This window comes from Isoptericola nanjingensis (genome assembly GCF_050311635.1).
GTDB classification, from domain to species: Bacteria; Actinomycetota; Actinomycetes; order Actinomycetales; family Cellulomonadaceae; genus Isoptericola; species Isoptericola nanjingensis.
In genome coordinates, this window is record NZ_JBNOZL010000005.1 from 333,256 (window position 1) to 358,129 (window position 24,874).

Sequence of the window (24,874 nt, forward strand, 5' to 3'; positions counted from 1 at the left end):
GTGCCGCCGCCCTCCCGGGCACGGTAGCGGCCGTCAGGCGGACTCGCCCTCGATCAGCCGGGGCACGAAGATCTGCGTCCGCACGGGCGGCTCGTGGCCCGCGAGCACGTCGAGCAGCGTCGCCGTCGCGGCCGTGACCATCTCGACCACGGGCTGCAGCACGGTCGTCAGGCGCGGCGTCGTCCGCTCCGCCCCGAGGGCGTCGAAGCCCACGATGGCGACGTCGTCGGGCACGCTCCTGCCGGCCTCGCGCAGCACCTGGAGCGCGCCCGTGGCCATGAGGTCCGACGCGGCGAAGACGCCGTCGACGTCGGGGTGCCGCGCCAGGATCCGCTCCATCGCGGCCGCCCCGCCCGCCACCGTGAAGTCGCCGTTCTCGACGGCGACGGCCGGCAGCCCGGCGTCCTCGAGCGTGTGCCGCCAGGCCTCGTGACGGTCGACGGCCGCGGTCATGTCGAGCGGGCCGGTGATCGTGGCGACGCGCGTGCAGCCGCGGTCCACGAGGCGCTGGGTGGCGGTGCGCCCGCCCGAGGCGTTGTCCACGTCGACGAAGTGCAGGGACTCGGTGTCGAACGGCCGCCCGACGAAGACCGACGGGAGGTGCGACCGCATGAGCTCGGACTCGAGCTGGTCCTCCTTGTGGTGCGACGCGACGATGACGCCGTCCACGTGCCCCGACCGCAGGTATCGCGCGATGTGGCCCGGGGGCTCGCCCGCGCGGGCGAGCAGCAGCACGAGCTGCAACTCGGTGCCGGTCAGGCCCTCGCTGACGCCGCGCAGCACGCCCGCGAGGAACGGGTCGGTGAGGATGCGGGCGTCGGGCTCGGGCACCACGAGGGCGATCGAGTCGGTGCGCCGGGTGACCAGCGAGCGGGCCGCCCGGTTCGGGGCGTACCCGAGCCGGGCGACGGCGTCGTCGACGGCGGTCTGCGCCTCGGGCGACACCCGGTCACCGCCGTTGATGGCGCGCGAGGCCGTGGACCGCGAGACCCCCGCAGCCCGGGCGACGTCGTCCAGCGTCGGGCTGGCATGCTCGATGACCACGTCGGGAGACTACTCTGCGTCCGCGCCGTCGCGGGCCGGCACGACGCCCGAGCGGGCGACGTCGGCGTACCAGCGGCCGGAGGACTTGACGGTCCGCTCCTGCGTCTCGTAGTCCACGTGCACCAGGCCGAAGCGCTTGGAGTAGCCGAGGGCCCACTCGAAGTTGTCCAGCAGCGACCAGGCGAAGTAGCCGCGCACGTCGGCGCCGGCGTCGATCGCGTCGCGGACGGCGCGCAGGTGCACGTCGACGAACGCGAGGCGGTCCGGGTCGTCGACGCTCCCGTCGGCCTGCACGACGTCGGGGTACGCGGCGCCGTTCTCGGTGACGTACATCGAGGTGCCGCGGGGCCCGGTGTAGTCGCGCTGCAGCCGCGTCAGCAGGCGGGTGAGACCCTCCGGCTGCACCTCCCAGCCCATGTCCGTGAGGGGCAGGCCGCGGCTGTGGTGGTAGATGCCGTCGGGCACCGGGTGGGGGGAGCGGGTCTCCCACGCCGCGGCGTCGACGCGCTCGCCGCCGGGGTCGGCCGTGCCCGCCGGGGTCTCGCCGGCGGCGCCCTGCGGTCGGGCCGAGACCGCGCCGCCGTTGTAGTAGTTGACGCCGAGCACGTCGATCGGCGTGGAGATCACCTCGAGGTCGCCCTCGCGCACGACGTCGGCGAACCCGAGGTGCGCGACGTCGTCGAGCAGGTCCTGCGGGTAGGCGCCGCGCAGGATCGGGTCGAGGAAGAAGCGGTTGAACATGCCGTCGTCGCGGCGCGCGACGTCGACGTCGGCCGGGTCCGTCGGGTCGACCGGGTCGGACACGGTGAAGTTGAGCGTGAGGCCGAGCACGGCCTCCGGGTCCCGCTCGCGCAGCGCCTCGACGGCGCCGCCGTGGGCGAGCATGAGGTGGTGGGCCGCGGCGAGGCCGTCCGCGGGGGACTTGCGTCCGGGGGCGTGCGCCCCGGCGGTGTATCCGAGGAACGCGGAGCACCACGGCTCGTTGAGCGTCGTCCAGACCTTCACCCGGTCGCCGAGCGCGTCGTGCATCGTCACGGCGTAGTCGACGAATCGGGCCGCGGTGTCCCGGTTCGGCCAGCCGCCCAGCTCCTCCAGCGCCTGGGGCAGGTCCCAGTGGTACAGCGTCAGCCAGGGCAGCACGTCGGCGGCGAGCAGCTCGTCGACCAGGCGGGAGTAGAAGTCCAGCCCTTCCTGGTTGACGGTCTTCCCGTCGGGAACCACCCGGGCCCACGACGTCGAGAACCGGTACGCGTCGAGGTTCAGGCGCTTCATGAGCGCCACGTCCTCGGGGTAGCGGTGGTAGTGGTCGTCGGCCACCGATCCGTCGTCGCCGTTCACGACGGCGCCGGGGATGCGGCAGAACGCGTCCCAGACCGAGTCCTCGCGGCCGCCCTCCGTGGACGCTCCCTCGATCTGGAAGGCGGCCGTGGCCGCGCCCCAGACGAAGCCGTCGGGGAACGTGACGGCCCCGGTGGCGTGCGGGGAGCTCGTGAGAGGGGCGCTGGGCGTGAACGGCACGGTCGTGCCGGGGGCCGCCCGGCGCGCGCCGGGGGTGGGGAGGGTCATGAATTCGGATCTTTCCATCGGTGGTGGGCCCACGCAGCCGCGCGACGGCGCGGCTGCGCGGGCGTGACGTCAGCCCGGACGAGCGGTGGGTCAGCCCTTGACGGCGCCGGCCATGATGCCCGCGACGAGCTGCTTGCCGACGAAGGCGAAGATCACGAGCAGGGGCAGCGTCACGAGGAAGATGCCGCCCATCACGAGGGAGTAGTCCACGAAGTAGTTGGACTGCAGGGACCGCACGACGAGGGGCAGCGTCGGGTTGTCCTGGTTGAGCACGATCGAGGGCCAGAAGTAGTTGGTCCACTGCTGGACGAACGTGAACAGGCCCAGCATCGCGGCGGCCGGGCGTGCGGCCGGCAGCGCGATCGACCAGAACGTGCGGATCATGGAGGCGCCGTCCACGCGGGCGGCCTCGATGAGCTCGTACGGGAGGGCCTCGGAGAGATACTGGGTCATCCAGAAGACCCCGAACGCGGTGACCAGGGCTGGCACGATGACCGCCTGCAGCTTGCCGATCCAGTCGAGGTCCGTCATGAGGATGTACATCGGGATCACGCCGAGCTGGGTCGGCACGGCCATCGTGGCGATGACGAACACGAGCAGCGGCCCGCGCCCCCGGAAGCGCAGCTTGGCGAACGAGTACCCGGCGAGAGTGGAGAACAGCACCACGGACGCCGCCGTGATCACCGAGATGATCACCGAGTTCGCGAGCGCCTTCCAGAAGTTGATCGTGTCGGAGCTGATGACCTCCCCGAACTGCTGGAAGAGGCTCGCGTCCGGCAGCCACTGCGGCACGGCGTTCTGCGCGATCGACACGGGGTCGGACGACCCGAGCAGCAGCGTGAAGTACAACGGGAAGATCGAGATCAGCAGCGCGATCCCGAGCAGCACGTAGGTGACGGTGCCGGGGCGGCGCTGGGCAGAGCGGGTGGCTCGCGAACCGCGGTCGCGACGCTTGGCGGCGGCGCGAGCCGCGCCCTGGCCGGCGGTCTGGGCGGTGACGGCGACGGAGCTCATCGGCGGTCCTCCCGGTCGGTGGTCGTGTCGGTGGTGGTGCCGGTCGGGGGGAACGTCGGCGGGGCCCCCGCCGGGCGCGTCGTCGTCCCGGCCGACGAGGCCGCGGCGGCGCGGGCCTGCGCCAGCAACGCCTGCGTGTGCCGCCGGCTCACCTTCGGCGCCCTCGGGCCGGACGTGGCGATGCGCCGGGTCGCGAGGAAGTTGACCATGCCGATCACGACGATGAGCAGGAACAGCAGCCAGGCGATCGCAGCCGCGCGGCCGAAGTTCTTCTGGGTGCCCCAGGCGACGTCGTACAGGTAGACGACCGTGGTCATCCAGTCCTTGTCGGGGCCGCCGAGGCCGTACGCGTCGTACATGCGGACCTCGTCGAAGATCTGCAGGCCGCCGATGGTCGAGGTGATGACGATGAAGATGATGGTGGCGCGGATCTGCGGCACGGTGATGGAGAAGAACTGCCGGGCCCGGCCGGCGCCGTCGATGACGGCTGCCTCGTAAAGCTCGCGGGGCACGGCCTGCATCGCCGCGAGGAAGATCAGCGCGTTGTAGCCGGTCCAGCGGAAGTTCACCATCGTGGCGATCGCGATGTGGCTGGGGATGCGCTCGCTGTGCCAGCCGACCGGGTCGACGCCGACGAGGCCCAGGAGCTCGTTGATGAGGCCGTAGTCGTCGGCGAACAGTCGGCCGAAGATCATGGAGACCGCGACCGGCGCGACGACGTAGGGGATCAGCACACCCATCCGCCAGAAGGTGGCGGCGCGCAGGTTCTGGTCGAGCAGCGCCGCGATGACGATCGCGAGGATCACCTGCGGGATGCTCGAGAACACGAAGATCGAGAACGTGTTGACGAGCGACTTCCAGAAGACGGGCTGAGCGAGCACCTCCGTGTAGTTCTGCAGCCCGACGAAGTCCCCCTGGCCGCCCAGCAGGTTCCACTCGTGCATGGAGACGAACGCTGTGTACGCGAGCGGGAAGAGCCCCGTGATCGCGAAGAGCAGGAAGAACGGCGAGATGTACAGGTAGGGCGAGAGCTTCACGTCCCAGCGGCCGAGCCGCTGAGAGAACCCGACGCGTCGCGGGGGTCGGGACGGAGGCCCGGTGCGTCGGTGCGCGGGCTGGGTGGGGGAGAGGACGGCCATCTGCTGCTTCCTGTGCTCGCCGGGCGGGCCTGCCGGTCGCTGGTCGGGCCTGTCGGGACGGGTGTCCCGACAGGCCCGACCAGCGCGGGGGTCAGTGACTGGTCAGAGGGTCACTGGATGACGGAGGCGGCCTCCTCGAGCGCCCCCTCCCAGCTCTTCTCCGGGTCGTCACCGTTGAGGTCCACACGGTTCAGAGCGTTCTGCACCGACTGGTGGATCCCGAAGTAGTTCTTGCCCTTGAACGGCGCGCTCGTGATCGCCTCGGCGCGGGCCGAGAAGACCTGACCGACCGGGGCGTCGTTGAAGAACGGGTTCGTGAACGACTGCACCTGCTCGGAGGACTGTGCGTCCACCTGCGAGGGGAACGTTCCCGCGTTCTCGAACGCGGTCGTCTGCTGCGCCGGGTCGGTCAGCCACGCCGCGAGCTCCTTGGCCGCCGCGGCGTTGTCGCCGGACGCCGGGACGGTGAGGAACGAGCCGCCCCAGTTGCCGCCGCCGCCGGGGAAGACGTCGGCGACGTCCCAGCCCTCGACGCCGCCGGAGCGCTCCTCGATCGGACCGGTCATCCAGGCCGGGCAGAGCATGGTGGCGAAGGCGTCCTTCTGGAAGCCTGCGTCCCAGTCGGGCTGCCACTGCTCCAGGCCGGCCGAGAGCTTGTCGTCGATCGAGGCGGTGAGCACCTGGTCGTACAGGTCCTTGACCGCGGTGTTGGTCTTGAGGTCCTTCGGCTCGCCCGTGGAGGGGTCCTCGTAGGCGTCCTCGAGCTGGTTGACCATGCCCTGGTAGGTGGGGACGGCCCCGTCGAACCAGGCGGCGTCCGACTTGGCGACGAACTGCTTGCCGACCTCGAAGTACTTGTCCCACGTCGCGTCGGCGCCGCCGAGCAGCTCGGCGACCTTCTCGCGGTCGGTCGGCAGGCCGGCCTTCTCGAAGAGGTCGGCGCGGTAGCAGATGGCCTCCGGGCCGATGTCGGTGCCGTAGCCGATGACCTTGCCGTCGGTCGTGGTGGCCTGCTGCACCTTCCAGTCCAGCCAGCGGCCGTCGAGCGCCGGGTCGGCCAGGTCCTCGAAGAGGTCGGGGTACTGCATGAGCTCGGGCAGCCAGTCGACCTCGATGGCCTCGATGTCGGCCAGGCCCTCGCCGCCGGCAGCGAGCTTCGTGGTGAGGTTGTTGCGTGCGTCCTCGGACTTCGCGGCCTTGACCTGCTTGACCGTGACGTTCGGGTGCGCCTCGGTGTAGCTGGCGAGGAGCTCGTCGCTGTAGCCGAAGTCGTTGAAGGTGGCGACCGTCAGCGTGATCTTCTCGTTGCTGTCGGCGGAGCCCTCGTCTGAGGGGTCGGAGCCGCCACCGCACGCGGTGAGGGCGAGGGCGAGGGTCGCGACGCCGGCGGACGCCGCGACGACGCGGCGGGTCCGGCGGGTGGGTCGGGTGCTGTTGAGCACGGTGACTCCCTTGTCTGGGTCGGGCCTACGAGTTGGAGGGTTGGTAGCGCTCCCACCTCCATGGTGGTAGCGCTCCCACAGCCAGGTCATGATGCTCGCCGTCGGTGGTGACGAAAGTCAAGCCCGTCGAGGGCGTCGATGCCGTTCTGTGACGGAAGCGGCCGCGTCAGCGCAGGTCAGAAGCCTGCGCCGCGAGCGCGTGTCCGGATCGTTACCGGTCTTCACCCGGTGCGGCCTGCGCTGCGAGCCACTCCTGGCCGGCCGCGCCCTCGGCCTCGAGGGTCGAGCGGACCGCCCGGGCGGCGGCCTCGGCCACCGCGGCGCCGAACAGGGGCACCGTCGCGCGGACCTCGCCGTCGTACACCTGGCGCGTGCCGCCGTCCGTCGTCGGCTCGAGGCGGACCGTGCCGGTCACCCGCACGGGTGCCCCGGCGATCTCGACGGCGATGGTCCCGGTGCGCAGCCCCCCGGAGGGCGCCTCCCACACCTCCGCCTGGCGCACCTCCAGGTGGTCGCCGACGAACGGTCGCACCTGCGCGGGGATGAGGTCCGTGGGCAGGGTGCGTCGCACCGCGATGGTGAAGCCTTCGGCCGGGCTGCCGGTCACGTCCGTCTGCTCGACGCGGCCGCCCGGGCCGCGCAGGGCCCGCCAGCGGATGAACGCCTCGTCGGCGAGCATCGCGACGACGGCGTCCGCGTCCGCCGCGTAGGTCAGCTCCACGGTCAGGTGCACGAGGTCACCCTACCGAGGCGGGAGCGGAGCGGTAGCGCCCGTAGGCTGGTGGGCGTGTCCGCCATGAGTGACCTCATCGCCCAGAACGCCGACCTCTCCGAGGGAGACGCCGAGTGGCTGCACCTCCTCGTGGGCGACTGGCAGCTCGTGTCCGACCTCGCCTTCGCCGACCTGGTGCTGTGGCTCCCTACGTCCGACGGCGGCTTCGTCGCCCTCGCCCAGTGCCGCCCGTCCACCGGGGCGACGGTGCACTACGACGACATCGTGGGGTCGTTCGCCCCCGACGGGCAGCGCCCGCAGCTCGCGGCCGCCATGACGGAGGTGCGCGCGCAACGCTCTCGCGAGCCGCGCTGGTTCGGCGCCTACGCCGTCCGCGAGGAGGCGGTCCCGGTGGTGCACGAAGGGCGGCCGATCGCCGTCGTCGCCCGGCAGACCAACCTCGGGTCCGGGCGCACGCCCAGCCGGCTCGAGCTCAACTACGTGGAGTCGGCCGACGACATCCTCGCGATGATCGCGCGCGGCGAGTACCCGGCGACCAACGCCGCCACCGGCCCCCGCCGCGGCGCACCGCGCGTCGGCGACGGGCTGATCCGGCTCAACTCCGAGGGCGAGGTGCTCTACGCCAGCCCGAACGCGCTCTCGTGCTTCCACCGGCTCGGGGTCATCGGGCCGCTCGTCGGGCAGTCGCTGGTCGAGGTGACCGCCGACATCGTCCAGTATCAGGACACGGTGGACGAGTCGCTGCCGCTGGTCGTCATGGGCCGCGCGCCGTGGCGCACCGACATCGAGGCCAAGGGCGTCGCCCTGTCGCTGCGCGCCCTGCCGCTCACGGACCACGGGCAGCGCATCGGCGCTGTCCTGCTGTGCCGCGACGTGTCCGAGCTGCGCCGTCGTGAGCGCGAGCTCATGACCAAGGACGCGACCATCCGCGAGATCCACCACCGCGTGAAGAACAACCTCGCCACCGTGGCCGCGCTGCTGCGGCTGCAGGCCCGCCGGATGGACGTGCCCGAGGCCCGGGCCGCGCTGGAGGAGGCGATGCGCCGGGTCGCGACCATCTCGATGGTGCACGAGTCGCTCTCGCAGACCCTCGACGAGCACGTGGAGCTCGACGACATGCTGAGCCGCGCGCTGCGGCTGGCCGCCGACGTGGCGTCGACGCGCACGCAGGTGCGCACCCAGCAGACCGGGTCGTTCGGCATGGTCCCGGCGCAGGACGCCACGCCCCTCGCGCTGGTGCTCACCGAGCTGGTGACGAACGCTGTCGAGCACGGCTTCCCCGGGCGTGAGTCCGGCAACGTCGAGATCGACGTGCAGCGGGACGGGGCCTCGATGCGGGTGGTCGTCGCCGACGACGGCGTGGGGATGCCGGAGGGCATCGCGACGATGGGGCGCGCGTCGCGCAGCGGGCTGGGGTCCCAGATCGTGCAGACGCTCGTGACGAACGAGCTGGGCGGCACCATCGACTGGGAGGCGCGCGACGGCGGCGGCACACAGGTGGTGCTGGAGCTGGAGCTGCGCGACGGTCAGTCGGCAGCGCGCTCCGGGTACTGACGGGCGTCGCGCCCGGACACCGATACCGACACGGCCACAGGCACGGACGCAGACGAAGGGACGGACCGCGTCGCGGTCCGTCCCTTCGCTCGTCGTGCGGGGGTGCGTCAGCCGGCGCGGCGGGCGCGCGCGGTGCGGCGCTTGAGCGCGCGGCGCTCGTCCTCGCTCATGCCGCCCCAGACGCCGGCGTCCTGGCCGGACTCGATGGCCCACTTCAGGCACGTGTCGACGACGTCGCAGCGACGGCACACGGCCTTGGCCTCCTCGATCTGCAGGAGGGCGGGGCCGGTGTTGCCGATGGGGAAGAAGAGCTCAGGGTCCTCGTCGAGGCAGGCGGCCTTGTGGCGCCAGTCCATGTCATCTCCTCGGTGCAGGGGGACCTGGTCCGTCAGAGGGGCACGCGTGCGGGCGCGCCAAACCGGGTCCGATGGGTGGGGGTTGATCTGCCGTCCAGCGTCACACCTCGTGAAGCGCCGCACAAGGGGTTACGTGAAAGTTTCTCCCGCATGAAGCGTGAGTGCTTCATCACACTGTCGTGAAACTGCAGGTCGCACGTATTCTGACGTGTCATGCGCGCTCCTGTCACCCCCTCGTCCGATGCCGACGGTGCTCCGGAGGGGCCCCGCCCGCCGGGCCTGAGGGTCGTCGCCGCGGGGGTCGGGATCGAGGCCGTCCTGCTCGTCGGGGCTGCCGTGATGATCGGGATCGAGGTCGTCCGCGGCGCCTCCAACAGCGTAGCCGTGAGCGTCTTCCTCGTGCTCTTCTTCCTTGGCCTCGCGTGGCTGCTCGTCGGGTCCTGCCGTGCCTTGTGGGCGGGGCGTCGCGGGGGCCGGGCGCCGATCGTCGTGTGGCAGATCATGCAGGGCCTCGTCGGTGTCAGCCTGCTGACCGCCGGGGCGGCCTGGGCGGTGCTCGCGGGCCTGGGCCTGCTGCTCGTCGCCGCGGCGGTGCTCGTCGCGGTGATGACGCGCCGGGTCGTCGAGGCGACGTCCGGCTGAGTCTGCGGCTGCCGGGTCCACGTCGTCCGGCCGGGCCACCTGCACGACCTGCACCCGCCCCGCCTGCACGAGCGCCCCGCGCCCCGCGCGCGCCGGTCCGGGGTCGACGGCGTCCGCGAGCGGTACGCCCAGCAGCTCGTCCGCCCCCCGCTCGCCCGGGTGCAGCACCACCCCCGTGCGGCGCGCGCGGAGCTCGGCGAGGGCGCCCCGGTGCGCCAGCGCCGTCCCTGTGGAGCTCGCCGCGGCCACGAGCACGAGGCCGGTCCCGTCGGTCAGCGCGGAGATCCGTTCCGCCTCCAGCGGGTGCTGCTGGGCGAGGACGTCGAGGTCGTCCACCACGAGCACGCCGGGACCCTGGCCCGTGACGGCGGGGAGGGCCGCGGGCCCGTCGCCCGGTGGTCCCGCCGTGCCGTCCGGTGGCCCGTCCGGCAGCCCGGCGAGCAGCCCGGCCAGGGCTGCCGGCGACGGTGCCACGGCCGGGACGTCGCCGGCGTCCTGACGCAGCGCGGCATCCCGCGAGACCACGCCGGCCAGCCGTCCCGCCGCCGCCAGCCGCCGGACGACGAGCCGCAGGACGGTGGTGCGGCCGCTGGCACGCGGTCCGGTGACGAGAGCGCCCCGGCCGACGTCGAGCGCGACCGGGCCGGCCGCGTCGCCCCCGACCCCGACGGGGACGAGCAGCGTGCCGACGTCGCGCGGGTCGGCGGCACGGTGCCGGGGACCGCGCCCCGGCGCCTTGGCCAGGTCGGTCTCCACGACCGTCGGGGGCAGCGGCCGGACCTTCACCGGCGCAGCGGCCCCCCGCCCGGCCGCGCGGCCGCCGGGACCGGCGTCGGGGACGCGCGGTTCGCCCGGCAGCAGGACCTGGCACAGGACCTGCTCGCGCGCGAGCCACGCGCCGCGACCTGCGGGCCCGCCACGACCGGCGAGCCCCGAAGGCGCGCCGAGGAGCACGTCGGCGTGCGCCTCGGGGCCGAGCAGCACCAACCGCGGCCCGGCCCGCGCGGCGAGCCCGCCGAGCGTCGCGCCGTCGGACGCGAGCGCGAACGCGACGCCGGGCGAGGCCAGCGCCCGCACGAGCGGGTCCCACGGGTCCGGTCCGGCGAGCGCGACGCGCAGCTCGTCGACGCCGTCGACCACGACGAGCGTCCGCGCCCGTGCCGGCCCCTCCGCGTCCGCCGCCAGCAGGCGCAGCAGCCGTGCCGCCCGCCGCGGCGCCGCGGGGCCGGCGAGGGTACCGAGGCCCGGGTGCCGCGCGAGGCGAGCGAACCGGGGGAGCGCGGCCGCAGGTGCCAGCACGTGCACGTGCCAGCCCGCGTCCAGCGCCGCCACCGCCGTCGTCAGGAGTGCCGTCGTCCTGCCGGAGCGTGCGCGGCCCACGACGCCGAGGTGCCCCGTGCCCGGGTCCCAGCGCACGACGGTCCGGCGCTGGCTGTCGGGATCGTCGCCCAGCGCGAGGGGGAGGCCCGCGGAGTCGTCGTCGGCCTCGGGGATGTCCCGGACCTGGACGCGCTCCGGCAGCGGGGGCAGCCACGGCGCGGCGCCGGGGCGGAGGCCTCGCGCGGCGGCAGCGTCGACGAGCGAGTCGACGAGCGAGTCGACGAGCGAGTTCACGGGGCACGAGGCCGCGCCGGCTCCCGCGGAGCGCTGGCACGGTTCGGGCACCGACGGCGCCGCCATCGGCGGCGAACCCCAGGCCGGAGCGCGGCGCACCTGGTCCTCGGCCGTCGTGGCGAGCCCCGAGGCATGAGCGCACTGGAGCGCCACCGGTGGCTCGGACCCGCGGCGCAGGACGGCGCGCCCCGGCGTCCCCGGCACGATCCGGGCGGCCGCGGGCGTCTCGACCACGTCGAGCGAGTCCGCGGCGTCCACGACCCGGAGCGCGAGCCGCGCCGAGACGTTGGCCCGCACGTCGGCGCTCACGGCCCCCGCGGGACGCTGCGTCGCGAGCACCAGGTGCACGCCCAGGGAGCGCCCCTGCGCGGCCACGCGCAGCAGACCGGGCAGGAAGTCCGGCAGGTCGTCGGCGAGGGCCCGGAACTCGTCCACCACGACGACCAGCCGCGGCGGCGCGTCGGGCACCCCCGGCGGCAGGGCGGTGAGGTCCGCCGCCCCGTGCCGGGCGAGGACGTGCTCGCGCCGGCGCAGCTCCGCGCGGAGGCCGGCCAGGGCGCGGCCCGCCAGCCCGGGGTCGAGGTCGGTCACCTGGCCGACGACGTGCGGCAGCCGGCCGCACGCGCCGAACGACGCGCCGCCCTTGAAGTCGACGAGCGCGAGCGCGAGGTCACGCGGGGACCGCCGCGCCGCGAGCCCCAGCACGAGCGACTGCAGCAGCTCGGACTTCCCCGCCCCCGTGGTGCCGGCCACCAGCAGGTGGGGCCCGTCCGCCACCAGGTCGAAGGTCACGGGCCGACCGCGGGCGTCCCGGCCGAGCGGCACCGCCCAGCCGGTGGTGGTGTCCCAGGCGGCGCCGGGGTCGGGTGCGTCGTCGAGCAGGTCGACCAGCGGGACGACGGCGGGGAGCCGCGGGTCGGTCGGGTCGCCGTCGTCGCCGGGCCCGCCCGCCTCGTCGTGGCCGGTCGCCCGGTCCAGCGTGGTCAGCGACCGGCGCAGCCCCGCCAGGCCCGCGACGAGTCGCGCGACCCGCTCCGCCCAGGCCGCGTCGACGCCCACGAGCGGCCCGGTGGTGGCGGAGCCGTCCGGCGCCGCCCGCCGGACCCGGCCCGCGCGCACCCGCCACGTCGTGCGGCACCACGACGGCACGGGCGCGCCGTCGGGCAGGCACAGCAGCACGGCTCCGCCGCGCGCGAGCACGTCGTCGGGCCGAGCGGTGGCCGCGGCACGGTCTGTCGCGGCGGGCGTGTCGACGACGAGCAGCGGCGGGCCGGCGGTCGGCAGCCAGCGGCACCACGACCAGGCGTCGCGCGCGCCGACGACCTCCACGGACGCGCCGGCCGCGGCGAGCTCGGCGACCACCGACCGTGCGGCCGCGAGCACGTCCGCACGCGGTCCGACCACGGCGATCGCGCCGTCGGGCACCAGCTCGGCGACCGCACCCACCACCACCGCACCACCTCCCTGACCGGTTGCCCCGGGGGGCGCGGCCCGGGGCGACACTTCGGCGTGGTGACCGCCGGCGCGGGCCCGCGCCGCGGCCCGCGCGCACGCGGCGCCCCACGCTCCGTCGGACGCCTGGTGGGCCGCGACCAACCGGGCGAGCAGCGGGCCGGGTGCCTCGCCCACGACGCGGGGCGGGGCGTCCCCGGGCTCCGTCCCGTGGCCGGTCGCCGGGGCTCCGGCGGTGGGCGACGGGCCGGACCCGCCGCGCCGCCGCCGTCGTGCGGCGAGGAGCTGGGGCACCAGGGTCGCGACACCGAGCAGGGAGAACAGCGCGTACGCCGGCTGCCGCAGCACCGCGGCGAGGACCAGCGACCCCACGACGGGCAGCGCGGCGGTGGCGAGCATCCCCGCGCCGGGCCCGGACGGCGCCGCCGCGTCGGCGGCCTCGCCACGGCCGGGGGCGGCATCGAGCCAGGCCGCCACGGTCCCCGAGCGGTGCAGCGTCCACGAGCGCACGCCGCGCGGGCCCGTCACCTCCAGCACGCTGCCGGGGCGCCAGCGGCGCGGCAGGCGACTCACCACCCGCGCACGCCGTCGAGCGGTGCCCGTCGCGCGGACGAGCCGCGCCGTCGGGCGTGGCGCCCGGGTGCCTGTGCCGCGGCGCGTGAGCCGCACGGTGACACGGTCTGGCCGCCGCGGGTCCACGCGTACCACGAGGCCGCCCCGGGACGGCGGGCCCGTGTCGTGGTGCAGCGCCGTCGACCCGCCGGGCGCGAGGGCGACGGTCACCCCGGCGGCGGGGCCGTCGGCGCGGGCGGCGAGCCACGGCCCGTCGAGGACGGCCGGCGCCGGGCGGAAGGTGCCCGAGGCTGCGTGCGCGTTCCCGCCCCCGTCGTCGTGCACGGCGACGGCGGCCCCGGGCAGGAGCGGGCGGTGCCCGACGACGTCGTCGTCGGACACGAGGACGCCGTCGGCGCGCAGCGGGACGTGCCGCAGCTCGGGTCGGCGCAGGAGGTCGGCGAGCCCCGCCCGGCACGCGCCGAACGGCAGCCCCGCCGGCAGGAGCACGTCCTCCCCCGGACGCACGGTGACCCGGACGTCGCCCGTCCGCCCCCGGGCGGGGCCGGGCGCGGGGACGACGAGGGCGGGCACCGAGGAGGTCGACATGACCCCCAGGGTGCCCGCCCGGGACGGCCGTCGAGGACGGCCTGTGGACAACTCCCGCTACTCGCTCGCCAGCGCCTCCACGGGGGAGGTCTTCACCGCGGTGCGGGCGGGGGCGACGGACGCCACCAGCCCGGCCACGGCGGCGACGAGCAGCATCACGAGGACGTCGCGCCACGGGACCACGATGACCGGGGTGCCGGCCCAGCCGAGCGCCGCGGCGGCGCCGGCCCAGCCGTAGACGAGCCCGAGCAGCACGCCCAGGACGGCGCCCACCAGCGCGATGAGCAGGCCCTCCACCGCGAGCATCCCGCGCAGCTGGCCCTTCGACAGCCCGATCGCCCGCAGGGTGGCGGACTCCCGGCGCCGCTCGATGACCGACAGCGACAGCGTGTTCGCCACGCCGATCAGGGCGATCACGACCGCCGCCGCCAGCAGGCCGATGACGATCCCCAGCGCGGTGTCGATCACCTGCTGGAAGCCGGCGCGCTCCACCGCCGCGCCCATGACGTCGGCGGGGGCCTCGGTGTCGGCGACCGCGTCCTGGATCGACGGCACCACGGAGGTGGCGTCGGACGGGTCGTCGAGCCCCACCCACAGGCTGGTCACCGGGGCGTCGGGGTCGAGGGAGGACAGGTCGTCCGGCACCACGATCATCCCGGTGTCCGCGAGGTCGGTGACCGCGGCCGTCACGTCGAGGGTGCCGTCCGGGCCGGTCAGGGTGAGTGCCTGGCCGTCGGTGATGTCCCAGTTCTCGGAGACCTCCTCCGGCACGACGACGGTGCCCGGCGCGAGCGGCTCGACCATCTCGGTGCTGCGCAGCACCGACGCCGCGTCGTCCGGGGTCACGCCCCGGACGGTGACGGCGAGGCCCTCGTCCACGCCGTCGCCGGTGACCGTGGCGGCCGTGGCACGCGCCTCGACGACGCGGGAGACACCCGAGACGTCGCTGACGGTGCCGGCGAGCGCGGACGGGACGGGCGCCACGACGGCGTCCCCGGCGGCGACGCTCGTCGGGTCGCTCGACAGGTCGGTCGAGACGGTGACGTCCACCGGGTAGCGGGAGTCCAGCTCGGAGTCCATGGTCACCCGGGCGCTCGCGGCGCCGGTCGACATCATGCCGACGAGCGTGACGCCGATGAGCAGCGCGGTGGACGTGGCGGCGGTGCGGCGCGGGTTGCGCAGGGTGTTCGCCGCCGCGAGGCGCGCCGTCGGGCCGGACATCCCCACCAGGCGCCCGGCGAGCGCCACCACGCGGGGCAGCCAGAACACCGAGCCGACCAGGACGCCGACGAACGACAGGGCCCCGCCCGCGACGGCGAGCAGGAGGCCCGTCGTGGGCTCCTGGCCGACGGTGCTCAGCGCGACGCCGCCGCCCAGCAGGGCGAAGCCGATCACGGAGACGAGGATCGAGAGCACCAGCCGGACGCGACCGGCACCACGGGCCGCGGACGGCGCGTCGGCGGGGCGCAGGGCCTCGAGCGGCGCGACGCGCGTCGCGGCCCGGGCGGGGGAGAGCGCCGCGACCAGCGTCACGAGGGTGCCCACCGCCAGCGGGATGAGGACGACGGCGGGGGTGATCGTGACCGTCGCCGGCAGCGGGACCCCCAGGTCCATGCCGCGCCCGATCGTGAGCGCGGCCTGCCCCAGCCCGACGCCGGCCACCAGGCCGACCGCGGAGGACAGCAGGCCCAGCACGGCCGCCTCGAACAGCACCGACCGGCGCAGCTGGCCCTTGTCCGCCCCGACGCAGCGCAGCAGGGCGAGCGTGCGGGTGCGCTGGGCGACCAGCACCTGGAAGGTGTTCGCGATGACGAGCGCGGCGACGAGCAGCGCGACGGCCGCGAAGACCAGCACGAACAGCGTGAACATGACGTTCTCGCCGCCGGTCATCTCGCTGGCGACGGCCTCGGCGTGCTCCTCGGGCGTCACGACCTTGAGGTCGGCGGTGTCGGCGCCCGACGCCGCGGCCCCGTTGGTGAGCGCGCCGGTGATCGCCGTGCGGGCCTGCTCGACGCCGGCGGGGTCGTCGAGGGTGACGAGCATGGTCGTGGGGGCGACCGGCTCCTCGCCGGGGGCCGCCAGGTCGTCCTCCCAGCCGGCGACGTCCGCCGCCGGGGCGACGGCCGCGCCGCCCTGCATCGAGTACGCGCCGTACGGGTCGGTGAGCGTGCCCGACACGGTGAGCTGCTCGCGGACCTCGGTCCAGGCGTCCTCCTCGGAGCTCTGGTCGCCCTCGAGGACGTTGCGCACGAGGGTGATCGTGTCGCCCGGGGCGGCGTCGAGGCGCTCCGCGACGTCGGTCGGCAGCGCGATCTCGCCCGACGCCTCGGGGAGGGAGCCGTCGGCGACCTCGAGCGGCAGCACGCTCGTGTCCGTGGGTTCGGCCAGCACGCCCTGGTAGATGGTGCGGCCGCCGGCCTCGAGCTGCTGGTACGTCATGAGCTGCGGGTCGGCCGTGGCCACGCCGTCGGTGCCGCGCACCGCGTCGAGGGCGGCGTCGTCGGCGGGGACGCCGCGGACCACGAGGTCGGCGCCCGTGAACTGTGCGGCGATCGAGTCGTAGGTGGTGCGGGTGATGACGTTGCCCGCGAGGAGGGTGATCGCGACGAACGCGGTGCCGATGACGATCGCCAGGCCGGCGGCGGCGAGCCGGCCGGCGCTGCGCCGCATCTGCGACAGGGTGAGGCGGATCATCGCGAGGCCACCGTCCGCAGCGCGTCGAGGCCGGCGAGGGCGGACTCCGGCGTCGGGTCGGTGATGTCGCCGGCGATCTTGCCGTCGGCGATGAGGACGACGCGGTCCGCGTAGGCGGCGGCCGCCGGGTCGTGGGTGACCATGATGATCGTGCGGCCGAGCTCGCGCACCGAGCGGCGCAGGAAGCTCAGCACCTCCGCGCCGGAGCGGGAGTCGAGGTTGCCGGTGGGCTCGTCCGCGAACACGACGTCGGGCTGGGCGATGAGGGCGCGCGCGATGGCGACGCGCTGCTGCTGGCCGCCGGACAGCTCGCTCGGGCGGTGCGTGAGGCGCTTGCTCAGGCCGAGGGTGTCGACGAGGGTGCCGAGCCACTGCTGGTCGACCGTGCCGCCCGCCAGCTCGACCGGCAGGGTGATGTTCTGCTCCGCCGTGAACATCGGCAGCAGGTTGAACTGCTGGAACACGAAGCCCACGCGGGTGCGGCGCAGCGCGGTGAGCGCCTTGTCGTTCAGGCCGGTCACCTCGGTGGAGCCGATGAAGGACTGTCCGCTCGTGGCCGAGTCCAGGCCGGCGAGGAGGTGCATGAGGGTCGACTTGCCGGAGCCCGACGGGCCCATGATCGCGGTGAAGCGGCCGGCCGTGAAGTCGACGTCGACGCCGTCCAGCGCGCGCACCTGCGCCTCGCCGCGGCCGTACGTCTTGGTCAGGGCGCGGGCCCGCACGGCCGGGGTGACGGTCGGTCGGGCGGCGGTGCCCTCGTCGGGGATCGGGACGTACACGGTCGTGTCCACGGAAGCTCTCCGGTGTCTCGGGATGGTGGCCCGGGAGCTCCGCAGAGCCTCGGACCAGGACATCACCGACGCTACGGAGCGCCCGCGCCGCCGACATCGGTCCGAGGGTGGGTCCTGGCGTGCTCCCAGGTCATCCCCCGGTATGACACCGACCCTGACCCGCACCCTGAACCGCCCCTGACCTGCACCCTCGCCGAGTTGTCGGAGCCGCGCCGGGATACGCACCGACCTGGCTCCGACAGGTCGGGGGTCAGGAGCCGGGGCGGACCAGGCCGGTCTCGTAGGCGGTCACGACGGCCTGGACGCGGTCGCGGGCGTCGAGCTTGGCGAGGATGCGCCCGACGTGGGTCTTCACGGTGGCCTCGGCGACGAACAGGTCGGCCGCGATCTCGGTGTTGGACCGGCCGCGGGCCATGAGCACCAGCACCTCGCGCTCGCGGTCGGTGAGGCCGGCGAGCGCGTCGCGCTGGGGTGCCGCCTGGTCCGCGGGCAGCGCGGTGACCAGGTGCTCCAGCAGGCGGCGGGTGGACGACGGCGCGATGACGGCGTCCCCGGCGTGCACGGTGCGGATGGCGGCGAGCATCTCCTCGGGCGGCGCGTCCTTGAGCAGGAACCCCGAGGCCCCGGACCGGATGGCCTCGAGGACGTACTCGTCCAGGTCGAACGTGGTGAGCACGATGACGCGCGGCGCGTCGGGCGCGGCGGAGAGGCGCGCGGTGGCGGTGAGCCCGTCCAGGTGCGGCATGCGCACGTCCATGAGCACGACGTCGACGCGGTGGTCGGCGAGCAGCCGCAGCGCCTGCGCGCCGTCCCCGGCCTCGAGCGCCACCTCCAGGTCCGGCTGGGAGTCGATCACCATGCGGAAGCCCGCGCGCACGAGCTGCTGGTCGTCGACGAGCGCGACGCGCACGACGCCGCTCCCGGCGGGTCCGGGGGCGGGCGGCGCGACGTCGTCGGCGGGCGGGGTCATGCGTCCTCCTGGGCGGTGGTCGCCGACGGGGTCGTCGGCGCGGGCGGGGCGGTCACGGGCGCTCCGGGCAGCGGCAGCTCGAGGTGCACGCGGAACCCGCCGGCTCGGCGGGGACCGGTCTCGAGCGTGCCGCCGTACAGGTTGGCCCGCTCGCGCATCCCGCGCAGCCCGAACCCGGGGTCGTCCGCGGCGGCGGCGGCGCCCCGGCCGTCGTCGAGCACCTCGAGCTCGACGGTCGACGGCGTCCAGCGCACCGCGACGGTCACGGCCGGGTCGGGGCCGGCGTGCTTGCGCACGTTGGTCAGCGACTCCTGGCACACGCGGTACAGCGTGAGGCCCATGCCGGCGGGCAGGGTGCGGGGCTCGCCGACGCGCACCAGCGACACGCGCTGGCCCCCGTCCCGCGCCTGCGCGACGAGGTCCTCGATCTCCTCGACGCCGGGCTGCGGCGCAGGGCGCGCCTGGCGGGGCTCGTCGGCGACGCCGGTCGCCGGTCGCGGGGCGCCGCCCGGCCCGGCGGCGAGCGCGGGCGGCGACGCCGAGCGGGGCGCCGCCTCGACGCGAGCCGCGTCCTCGTCGTCCTGCGAGCGCAGCACGCCGAGCAGGCGCCGCATGTCGGTGAGCGCGGTGCGCCCGGTCTCGCTGATGGTGCCCAGCGCGCGCACGGCGGCCTCGGGGTCGGACGCCGCGGCGTACCGGCCGCCGTCGGCCTGCGCGACGACGATGGACAGGGAGTGCGCCACGATGTCGTGCATCTCGCGGGCGATGCGGGCGCGCTCGGCGGCGGCGCTGATCCGGGCCTGCTGGTCGCGCTCGATCTCGAGGCGGTGCGCGCGGTCGCGCAGGGCGTCCATGGTGACGCGGCGGGACCGTCGCACGAGGGCGAAGGCCCAGACGGCGAGGCCGGCGACCAGGCAGAAGATCCCGACCGGGAGCATCTCGGCGACGCCGGAGGCGCTGAGCCCGCCCAGCGTGAAGACGGAGACCGCGAGGGGCAGGACGACGACGCTTCCCACGGCCGTGGAGCAGATCGCCGTGACGTGCGCCCAGGTCGGGCCGTAGACGGTCACCGAGAAGAGCGAGACGAGCACGAGCAGGTCGCCCGGCATGATCATGGGGTAGCCCGCGAGCATGTGGGAGAGCGCGATCGCGAAGACCGCAACTGCGGAGGGCACGGGCCGGGTGCGACGCCACGGGAGCGGCGCCAGGAGGGCCACGGTCCACACGGTGGACTCCGTGCGGGACAGGTTCGGGTCGGACGCGTACAGGTCGGTGGCCGAGGTCAGCATGAGCGCGGCGAGCAGCACGGTCGTCGTCAGGTCGACGCCGAAGCGGTGCGCCTCGAACCAGCGCCCCATCCTCTCGATCCAGCTCATGTCCGCCAGGGTAGGTGGGAGGGGGGAGCCGGCGCGTCCGCCCGGGGGCGGACGGCCGGAGCGAGGCATCGTCCCGCAGGGGGACAGGACCGACCGCACGACGACGACCCCGGCGGCTGCCGTCGTCGCGGACGGTGACCTGCCGGCGCGTCATCTCCATGTCACACCGGACTGGCGCCGACGCGGCGTGGGGAGGGGTCCAGGACCAGCGACGTTGCCGCTAGCATGAGGGAATGACCCACGTACTGCTGGCCGAGGACGACCCGGCTATTGCCGAGCCTTTGGCGCGGGCTCTCACGCGTGAGGGTTACGACGTCATCGTGCAAGGAACTGGTCAAGGAGCCGTCGACAACGCCGGGAACGCGGACATCGTCGTCCTCGACCTGGGCCTTCCTGACATGGACGGCCTGGACGTGGCACGGGAGATCCGCGGCTCCGGGCTGACCGTGCCGGTGCTGGTGCTCACGGCGCGCGCGGACGAGGTGGACCTGGTCGTCGGGCTCGACGCGGGCGCCGACGACTACGTGACGAAGCCGTTCCGCCTCGCGGAGCTGCTCGCCCGCGTCCGGGCGCTGCTGCGCCGCACGCACGGCGAGACGGGGGAGGACGAGGAGCTGCGCGCGCAGGACGTGCGCGTCGACGTCTCCGCGCACCGTGCGTTCCAGGGCGACCGCGAGCTGCACCTGACCACCAAGGAGTTCGACCTGCTCAAGGTGCTGGTCGCGAACGCCGGGTCGGTCGTGGTGCGCGACACCCTCATGCGCGACGTCTGGGGCTCCGACCCGGTCGGCTCCACCAAGACGCTCGACATGCACGTGTCGTGGCTGCGCCGCAAGCTCGGCGACGACGCCAACGCCCCGCGCTACGTCTCCACCGTGCGAGGGCTCGGGTTCCGCTTCGAGCTCGGCGCGAGCTGACGCCGACGGGACAGGGCTGACCTCGTGCGTCGCCGCGTCCTGCTGGCGACCATCTCCGCGGTCGCCGTCGCCGTGCTCCTGCTCGGCGTCCCGCTCGGCATCTTCGGTGCCCGGTACGTCCTGGCCACCGAGGAGCAGCGCGTCACCAATCGGGTGGACACGCTCGCGCGCAGCGTGGACAACAGCCTCGACCGGGGCGACGTCGTCGAGGAGTCGACGGTGCAGCGTGCGGCCGAGGGCAGCGAGGGCGACCTGCCGGCGTACGTCGTCGTCACGCTGCCGGACGGCACCCAGCTGACGGCGGGCGAGCCGGTCTCCCCGCCGACGATCGACAAGGCGAAGCTCACCGACAAGAACGTCGGCGTGTCGATGACGGTGTCGGCCATCGGCGCCTACGTGAAGTCCGCGCAGACGGTGGTGCTGGTCATCATCGCGGGCATCGTCGCGATCGCGGCAGGCATCGCCGTGGCGGTGTGGCAGGCGAACCGGCTGTCCGCGCCCCTGGTCTACCTCGCGGCGTCCGCGGAGCAGCTGGGGTCGGGCCAGGTGCGCCCGCGCCTCGAGCCGTCGGGCGTCGAGGAGATCGACCTCGTCGCGGCGGAGCTGGCGCGGTCCGCCGACCGGCTCGCCGGACGCCTCGCGGCGGAACGGCAGTTCACCCAGGACGCGTCGCACCAGCTGCGCACGCCGCTGACGGCGCTGACGATGCGGCTCGAGGAGATCACGCTCGCCTCCGACGACCCCGAGGTCGTCGAGGAGGCCCGCATCTCGCTCGAGCAGGTGGAGCGGCTGGTGACCGTCGTGGACGACCTGCTCGCGGCGTCGCGGCGGTCGCAGGGCGGCACGACGGAGGCCGTGGTGCTGGCGGACGTCGTGCACCAGCAGGAGGAGGAGTGGGCGCCGACGTTCGAGCGGGCCGGTCGCCGGCTCGTCATCGAGGTCCCCGACGGCATGCAGGTGCTCGCGACGCCGGGAGCCCTGGCGCAGATCATCGCGACCCTGCTGGAGAACTCGCTCAAGTACGGCGACGGGACGACGACGGTGCGGTCGCGCCCGTCGGGCACGACCGGCGCGGTCGCGATCGAGGTCGCCGACGAGGGGGAGGGCGTGGCCGACGACGTCGCGACCCGCATCTTCGAGCGCGGCACGACGACGGGCGGCAGCACGGGCCTCGGCCTCGCCCTGGCGCGCGACCTGGCCGCCGCCGACGGCGGTCGGCTCGACCTGGTGCAGCGCCGGCCCCCGGTCTTCGCGCTCTTCCTCGCGGGCGTGCCGCGCACGCTCGACCCGCACCTGGTGCTGCCGCCGGGCACGACGATCTCGTCGCGCGGCCGCCGGCGGGGCTGGCTGCACCACCAGGGCGGCTGACCCCCCGGCGGGGCCGGTATCCTCGATGCCCGTGACCGGACCCACTGCCTCCGCCCCTGTCGTCGCCGTCGTCGGAGGAGGTCAGCTCGCCCGCATGATGGCCCCCGCAGCCGCCGAGCTGGGCGTGGGCCTGCGGGTGCTGGTCGAGGACCCGGCGTCGTCGGCCGCGCAGGTCGTCACCGACGCTCCGGTCGGCGTGGCGAGCGACGACGCCGCGATCCGTGCGCTCATCACCCCCGACGACGGTCGCGCCCCGGCCGCGGTGCTCACGTTCGAGCACGAGCACGTGCCCAACGCGCTGCTGCAGGACCTCATCGACCACGGCACGCCCGTGCGCCCCGGCCCGGACGCGCTGGTGCAGGCGCAGGACAAGATCGTCATGCGGCGTCGCCTCACCGAGCTGGGCCTGCCGTGCCCGCGCTGGGCCGCGCTGCCGACCGACCCGGCCGCCGCGCGCGACGCGCTCGCCGCGTTCCTCGCCGAGGAGGCCGGGCACGAGGCCGTGGTGAAGACGTCCCGCGGCGGCTACGACGGCAAGGGCGTGCGCGTCGTGTCGTCGCCGGACGACGTCGCGGACTGGCTGCAGGCCGCGGCCGACGGTGCCCCGCCCCTGCTGGTGGAGCGGAAGGTGCCGTTCGTGCGCGAGCTCGCGGCGCTGGTCGCCCGGCGTCCGTCCGGCGAGGTGCGGACCTGGCCCGTCGTCGAGTCGATCCAGCGCGACGGCGTCTGCGCGGAGGTCGTCGCGCCCGCGCCCGACCTCGACCCGGCCGTGGACGCCGAGGCGCGCCGGATCGCCGTCGCGGTGGCGGAGGGGCTCGGCGTCACGGGCGTGCTCGCCGTCGAGCTGTTCGAGACCCGGGAGGCCGACGGCACCGCCACGGTGTGGGTCAACGAGCTCGCGATGCGCCCCCACAACTCCGGCCACTGGACCATCGACGGCGCGGTGACGAGCCAGTTCGAGCAGCACCTGCGCGCGGTGCTCGACCTACCGCTCGGCGACACCGCCGCCCGCGCGCCCTGGACGGTGATGGCGAACGTGCTCGGGTCGAGCCTCGACGCCCTCACCGACGCGCTGCCCGACGTGCTCGCGCAGTTCCCCGAGGCCCGCGTCAACCTGTACGGCAAGGGCATCCGCCCGGGCCGCAAGCTCGGGCACGTCAACGTCAGCGGCACCGACCTCGACGAGGTCCGCCGTCGCGCCCTCGACGCCGCCGCGCTGCTGCGCGGCGAGACCGTCACCGCCGCCGTCCCGAGCACCCCCACCACCAAGGAGCACGCATGAGCACGCCCGCCGTCGGCATCGTCATGGGGTCGGACTCGGACTGGCCGGTCATGGAGGCCGCCGCCGACGCGCTGGCCGAGCTGGGCGTCGAGGTCGAGGTCGACGTCGTCTCGGCGCACCGCATGCCGACCGAGATGATCGACTACGGCCGCACGGCGTCCGAGCGGGGGCTGCGCGCGATCGTCGCGGGCGCCGGCGGCGCCGCGCACCTGCCGGGCATGCTCGCCTCGGTGACGCCGCTCCCGGTGATCGGGGTGCCCGTGCCGCTGCGGTATCTCGACGGCATGGACTCGCTGCTGTCGATCGTCCAGATGCCCGCCGGCGTGCCGGTCGCGACCGTCTCGATCGGCGGCGCGCGCAACGCGGGCCTGCTCGCCGCGCGCATCCTCGCCGCAGGGACCGACGCCGGGTCGCTCGCGCTGCGCGAGCGGATGGTCGCGTTCCAGGCCGAGCTCGCCGACGTCGCCCGGGCCAAGGGGGACTCGCTGCGGGCCACCCGCGAGGGCGCGCGCCGCACGGGCTTCTCGGCCTGACGGCGCGGGTCGGCCGGGGAGCGGTCCTCAGCCCTCCACGCGCTCGCCCACCGTGTGCACGACGGTGACGGTCGGGTCCCACGGCACGAGGTCGTCGACGGCGGACTGCAGCTCGGCGACGTCGGGCACGTCGCCCGGCCCGCGGACCTCGACCACCAGGTCGGTCCCCTGCCAGGAGACGTCCTCGACGTCGGCGTCCGGGGTGTCCGCGAGCCAGGCCTCGGCAGCGGCACGGACCTGCCCGGCCCAGACCTCGGCCAGCACCGACTGGGCGGTGTTGGCGATCATCGGCACCGCCACCACGAGCACCGCGACGGCGCCCACCAGGACGGCGCGGCGCGGGCGACGCCGGCCGCCGGCGTCCTGCCGCACCTGTGCGGCGTCCGCGGCGTAGCCGGCGCCGGAGAACACGACCGTGGACGCCACGACGAGCGCGACCACGTTGGACCCGAAGAGCAGGAGCGCGCCCGCGGCGAGGGCCGGCTCGCCGGCGCCGAGGCACACCCCGACCACGCCGAGCGGCGGCACCAGCGAGATGGCGATCGCGATGCCGGGCAGCACGTCGCCGAGGTCGCGACGCGCGAGGGCGATGGCCCCCGCGAAACCGGTGGCGAACGCCGCGACGAGGTCGCCCACGCCGGGAGACGTGCGCCCCGTGACCTGCGAGTTGGTGACGACGTCCGACGTCTGCGGCAGCACGAGCGCCACCAGCCAGCCGAGGGCGACGACGAGCACCACGCCCCCGACGACGTACAGCGCGGAACGGCCTACGAGCCCGCCCCGCCCGGTGACGATCCCGAGCCCGACGCCGAGGATCGGCGTGGACAGCGGCGCGATGATCATCGCCCCGATGACGGTGGCGGTGGAGTCGGTGACGACGCCGGAGATCGCGATGATCCCGGACAGCACGAGCATCGCCCAGAACGCGGACCGTTTGGCCCGCACGTCCCCCGACGACAGGTCGAGGCGGTCGGACAGCTCGCCCAGGTCGCGGCGCTGCGCGGGGGGCACCACGACGCCGAGGAACCGCGCGCGGGACGTCTCCCGCGCGGCGGACGTCGCCGGAGCGGTGTCAGGGGTCGGGGTCGCGGACATGGCGCCTCCGGGCTGGCTCGTGCCCGGCGCGCGGCCGGGCAGCCCGGGCACGGTGCACCGCGGCGAGGAAAGTATGCCCCGCGCCGCGGCCTCCGGGAGGGCGCGCGAGAACGACCTCGGCGAACTCGGGA

Annotated in this window: 18 protein-coding genes; 5 read left to right on the top strand and 13 right to left on the bottom strand. The window is 74.9% G+C overall.

The window, feature by feature from the left end; translation table 11 throughout:
- Positions 1-33: 33 nt before the first annotated feature.
- The 6 genes from ACQP6G_RS12155 to ACQP6G_RS12180 form a co-directional block, all read right to left on the bottom strand.
- Positions 34-1,044: a LacI family DNA-binding transcriptional regulator gene (locus ACQP6G_RS12155; RefSeq protein WP_429764575.1), complete on the bottom strand. Its 1,011-nt coding sequence runs from the start codon at positions 1,042-1,044 to the stop codon at positions 34-36.
- A gap of 9 nt (positions 1,045-1,053) precedes the next feature.
- The gene (locus tag ACQP6G_RS12160) at positions 1,054-2,610 is read right to left on the bottom strand and encodes a glycoside hydrolase family 1 protein (RefSeq protein ID WP_429764576.1); all 1,557 of its coding nucleotides are present in this window, start codon (positions 2,608-2,610) and stop codon (positions 1,054-1,056) included.
- A 90-nt stretch (positions 2,611-2,700) separates the two neighbouring features.
- Positions 2,701-3,624 carry a carbohydrate ABC transporter permease gene (locus ACQP6G_RS12165; RefSeq protein ID WP_429764577.1) on the bottom strand — a complete coding sequence of 308 codons (924 nt, stop codon included), beginning with the start codon at positions 3,622-3,624 and terminating at the stop codon, positions 2,701-2,703.
- Positions 3,621-4,763, bottom strand: coding sequence for a carbohydrate ABC transporter permease (locus ACQP6G_RS12170; protein WP_429764578.1), 1,143 nt, complete (start codon positions 4,761-4,763; stop codon positions 3,621-3,623). The genes ACQP6G_RS12165 and ACQP6G_RS12170 overlap by 4 nt, the downstream gene beginning before the upstream one ends.
- Positions 4,764-4,873: 110 nt before the next feature.
- Positions 4,874-6,205, bottom strand: coding sequence for an ABC transporter substrate-binding protein (locus ACQP6G_RS12175; RefSeq protein WP_429764579.1), 1,332 nt, complete (start codon positions 6,203-6,205; stop codon positions 4,874-4,876).
- Between the two features lie 211 nt (positions 6,206-6,416).
- Complete coding sequence (locus ACQP6G_RS12180; RefSeq protein ID WP_429764580.1) at positions 6,417-6,938, bottom strand: DUF2505 domain-containing protein; 522 nt, start codon at positions 6,936-6,938, stop codon at positions 6,417-6,419.
- 63 nt (positions 6,939-7,001) lie between these two features.
- Here ACQP6G_RS12180 and ACQP6G_RS12185 point away from each other — a divergent pair, with 63 nt between their 5' ends.
- Complete coding sequence (locus ACQP6G_RS12185; RefSeq protein WP_429764652.1) at positions 7,002-8,492, top strand: sensor histidine kinase; 1,491 nt, start codon at positions 7,002-7,004, stop codon at positions 8,490-8,492.
- 107 nt (positions 8,493-8,599) lie between these two features.
- On the opposite strand, the gene ACQP6G_RS12190 is transcribed toward ACQP6G_RS12185, so the two are convergent.
- From ACQP6G_RS12190 to ACQP6G_RS12215, 6 genes are all read right to left on the bottom strand, one after another.
- Positions 8,600-8,848, bottom strand: coding sequence for a WhiB family transcriptional regulator (locus ACQP6G_RS12190; RefSeq protein WP_166849954.1), 249 nt, complete (start codon positions 8,846-8,848; stop codon positions 8,600-8,602).
- Between the two features lie 129 nt (positions 8,849-8,977).
- Positions 8,978-13,717 (bottom strand): FtsK/SpoIIIE domain-containing protein, encoded by a 4,740-nt coding sequence (locus ACQP6G_RS12195; RefSeq protein ID WP_429764581.1) that lies wholly within the window; start codon positions 13,715-13,717, stop codon positions 8,978-8,980.
- Between the two features lie 57 nt (positions 13,718-13,774).
- Positions 13,775-16,411, bottom strand: coding sequence for an ABC transporter permease (locus ACQP6G_RS12200; RefSeq protein ID WP_429764582.1), 2,637 nt, complete (start codon positions 16,409-16,411; stop codon positions 13,775-13,777).
- On the bottom strand, positions 16,408-17,202 hold the full coding sequence (locus ACQP6G_RS12205) for an ABC transporter ATP-binding protein (RefSeq protein WP_429764583.1): 795 nt from the start codon (positions 17,200-17,202) through the stop codon (positions 16,408-16,410). Before ACQP6G_RS12205 ends, ACQP6G_RS12200 begins: the two co-directional genes overlap by 4 nt.
- 250 nt (positions 17,203-17,452) lie before the next feature.
- Positions 17,453-18,172, bottom strand: coding sequence for a response regulator (locus ACQP6G_RS12210; RefSeq protein WP_429764584.1), 720 nt, complete (start codon positions 18,170-18,172; stop codon positions 17,453-17,455).
- The gene (locus tag ACQP6G_RS12215; RefSeq protein WP_429764585.1) at positions 18,169-19,548 is read right to left on the bottom strand and encodes a sensor histidine kinase; all 1,380 of its coding nucleotides are present in this window, start codon (positions 19,546-19,548) and stop codon (positions 18,169-18,171) included. The genes ACQP6G_RS12210 and ACQP6G_RS12215 overlap by 4 nt, the downstream gene beginning before the upstream one ends.
- A 233-nt stretch (positions 19,549-19,781) precedes the next feature.
- Here ACQP6G_RS12215 and ACQP6G_RS12220 point away from each other — a divergent pair, with 233 nt between their 5' ends.
- From ACQP6G_RS12220 to purE, 4 genes are read left to right on the top strand one after another with little or no spacing between them, the layout of a single operon-like run.
- Positions 19,782-20,465: a response regulator transcription factor gene (locus tag ACQP6G_RS12220; RefSeq protein ID WP_079569979.1), complete on the top strand. Its 684-nt coding sequence runs from the start codon at positions 19,782-19,784 to the stop codon at positions 20,463-20,465.
- A 24-nt stretch (positions 20,466-20,489) separates the two neighbouring features.
- Positions 20,490-21,833, top strand: coding sequence for an ATP-binding protein (locus tag ACQP6G_RS12225; protein ID WP_429764586.1), 1,344 nt, complete (start codon positions 20,490-20,492; stop codon positions 21,831-21,833).
- A gap of 25 nt (positions 21,834-21,858) precedes the next feature.
- Complete coding sequence (locus ACQP6G_RS12230) at positions 21,859-23,115, top strand: 5-(carboxyamino)imidazole ribonucleotide synthase (protein ID WP_429764587.1); 1,257 nt, start codon at positions 21,859-21,861, stop codon at positions 23,113-23,115.
- Positions 23,112-23,648: a 5-(carboxyamino)imidazole ribonucleotide mutase gene (gene purE, locus ACQP6G_RS12235; protein ID WP_429764588.1), complete on the top strand. Its 537-nt coding sequence runs from the start codon at positions 23,112-23,114 to the stop codon at positions 23,646-23,648. Before ACQP6G_RS12230 ends, purE begins: the two co-directional genes overlap by 4 nt.
- A gap of 27 nt (positions 23,649-23,675) precedes the next feature.
- On the opposite strand, the gene ACQP6G_RS12240 is transcribed toward purE, so the two are convergent.
- Positions 23,676-24,743, bottom strand: a complete 1,068-nt coding sequence (locus tag ACQP6G_RS12240; RefSeq protein ID WP_429764589.1) for a TIGR00341 family protein — start codon at positions 24,741-24,743, stop codon at positions 23,676-23,678.
- Positions 24,744-24,874 lie beyond the last annotated feature (131 nt).

Coding starts and splice junctions, on each gene's coding strand:
- ACQP6G_RS12190 (WP_166849954.1), bottom strand. CDS start 8,848: ATGGACTGGCGCCACAAGGCCGCCTGCCTCGACGAGGACCCTGAGCTC.
- ACQP6G_RS12170 (WP_429764578.1), bottom strand. CDS start 4,763: ATGGCCGTCCTCTCCCCCACCCAGCCCGCGCACCGACGCACCGGGCCT.
- ACQP6G_RS12160 (WP_429764576.1), bottom strand. CDS start 2,610: ATGACCCTCCCCACCCCCGGCGCGCGCCGGGCGGCCCCCGGCACGACC.
- ACQP6G_RS12200 (WP_429764582.1), bottom strand. CDS start 16,411: ATGATCCGCCTCACCCTGTCGCAGATGCGGCGCAGCGCCGGCCGGCTC.
- ACQP6G_RS12230 (WP_429764587.1), top strand. CDS start 21,859: ATGCCCGTGACCGGACCCACTGCCTCCGCCCCTGTCGTCGCCGTCGTC.
- ACQP6G_RS12165 (WP_429764577.1), bottom strand. CDS start 3,624: ATGAGCTCCGTCGCCGTCACCGCCCAGACCGCCGGCCAGGGCGCGGCT.
- purE (WP_429764588.1), top strand. CDS start 23,112: ATGAGCACGCCCGCCGTCGGCATCGTCATGGGGTCGGACTCGGACTGG.
- ACQP6G_RS12215 (WP_429764585.1), bottom strand. CDS start 19,548: ATGAGCTGGATCGAGAGGATGGGGCGCTGGTTCGAGGCGCACCGCTTC.
- ACQP6G_RS12195 (WP_429764581.1), bottom strand. CDS start 13,717: ATGTCGACCTCCTCGGTGCCCGCCCTCGTCGTCCCCGCGCCCGGCCCC.
- ACQP6G_RS12185 (WP_429764652.1), top strand. CDS start 7,002: ATGAGTGACCTCATCGCCCAGAACGCCGACCTCTCCGAGGGAGACGCC.
- ACQP6G_RS12220 (WP_079569979.1), top strand. CDS start 19,782: ATGACCCACGTACTGCTGGCCGAGGACGACCCGGCTATTGCCGAGCCT.
- ACQP6G_RS12240 (WP_429764589.1), bottom strand. CDS start 24,743: ATGTCCGCGACCCCGACCCCTGACACCGCTCCGGCGACGTCCGCCGCG.
- ACQP6G_RS12210 (WP_429764584.1), bottom strand. CDS start 18,172: ATGACCCCGCCCGCCGACGACGTCGCGCCGCCCGCCCCCGGACCCGCC.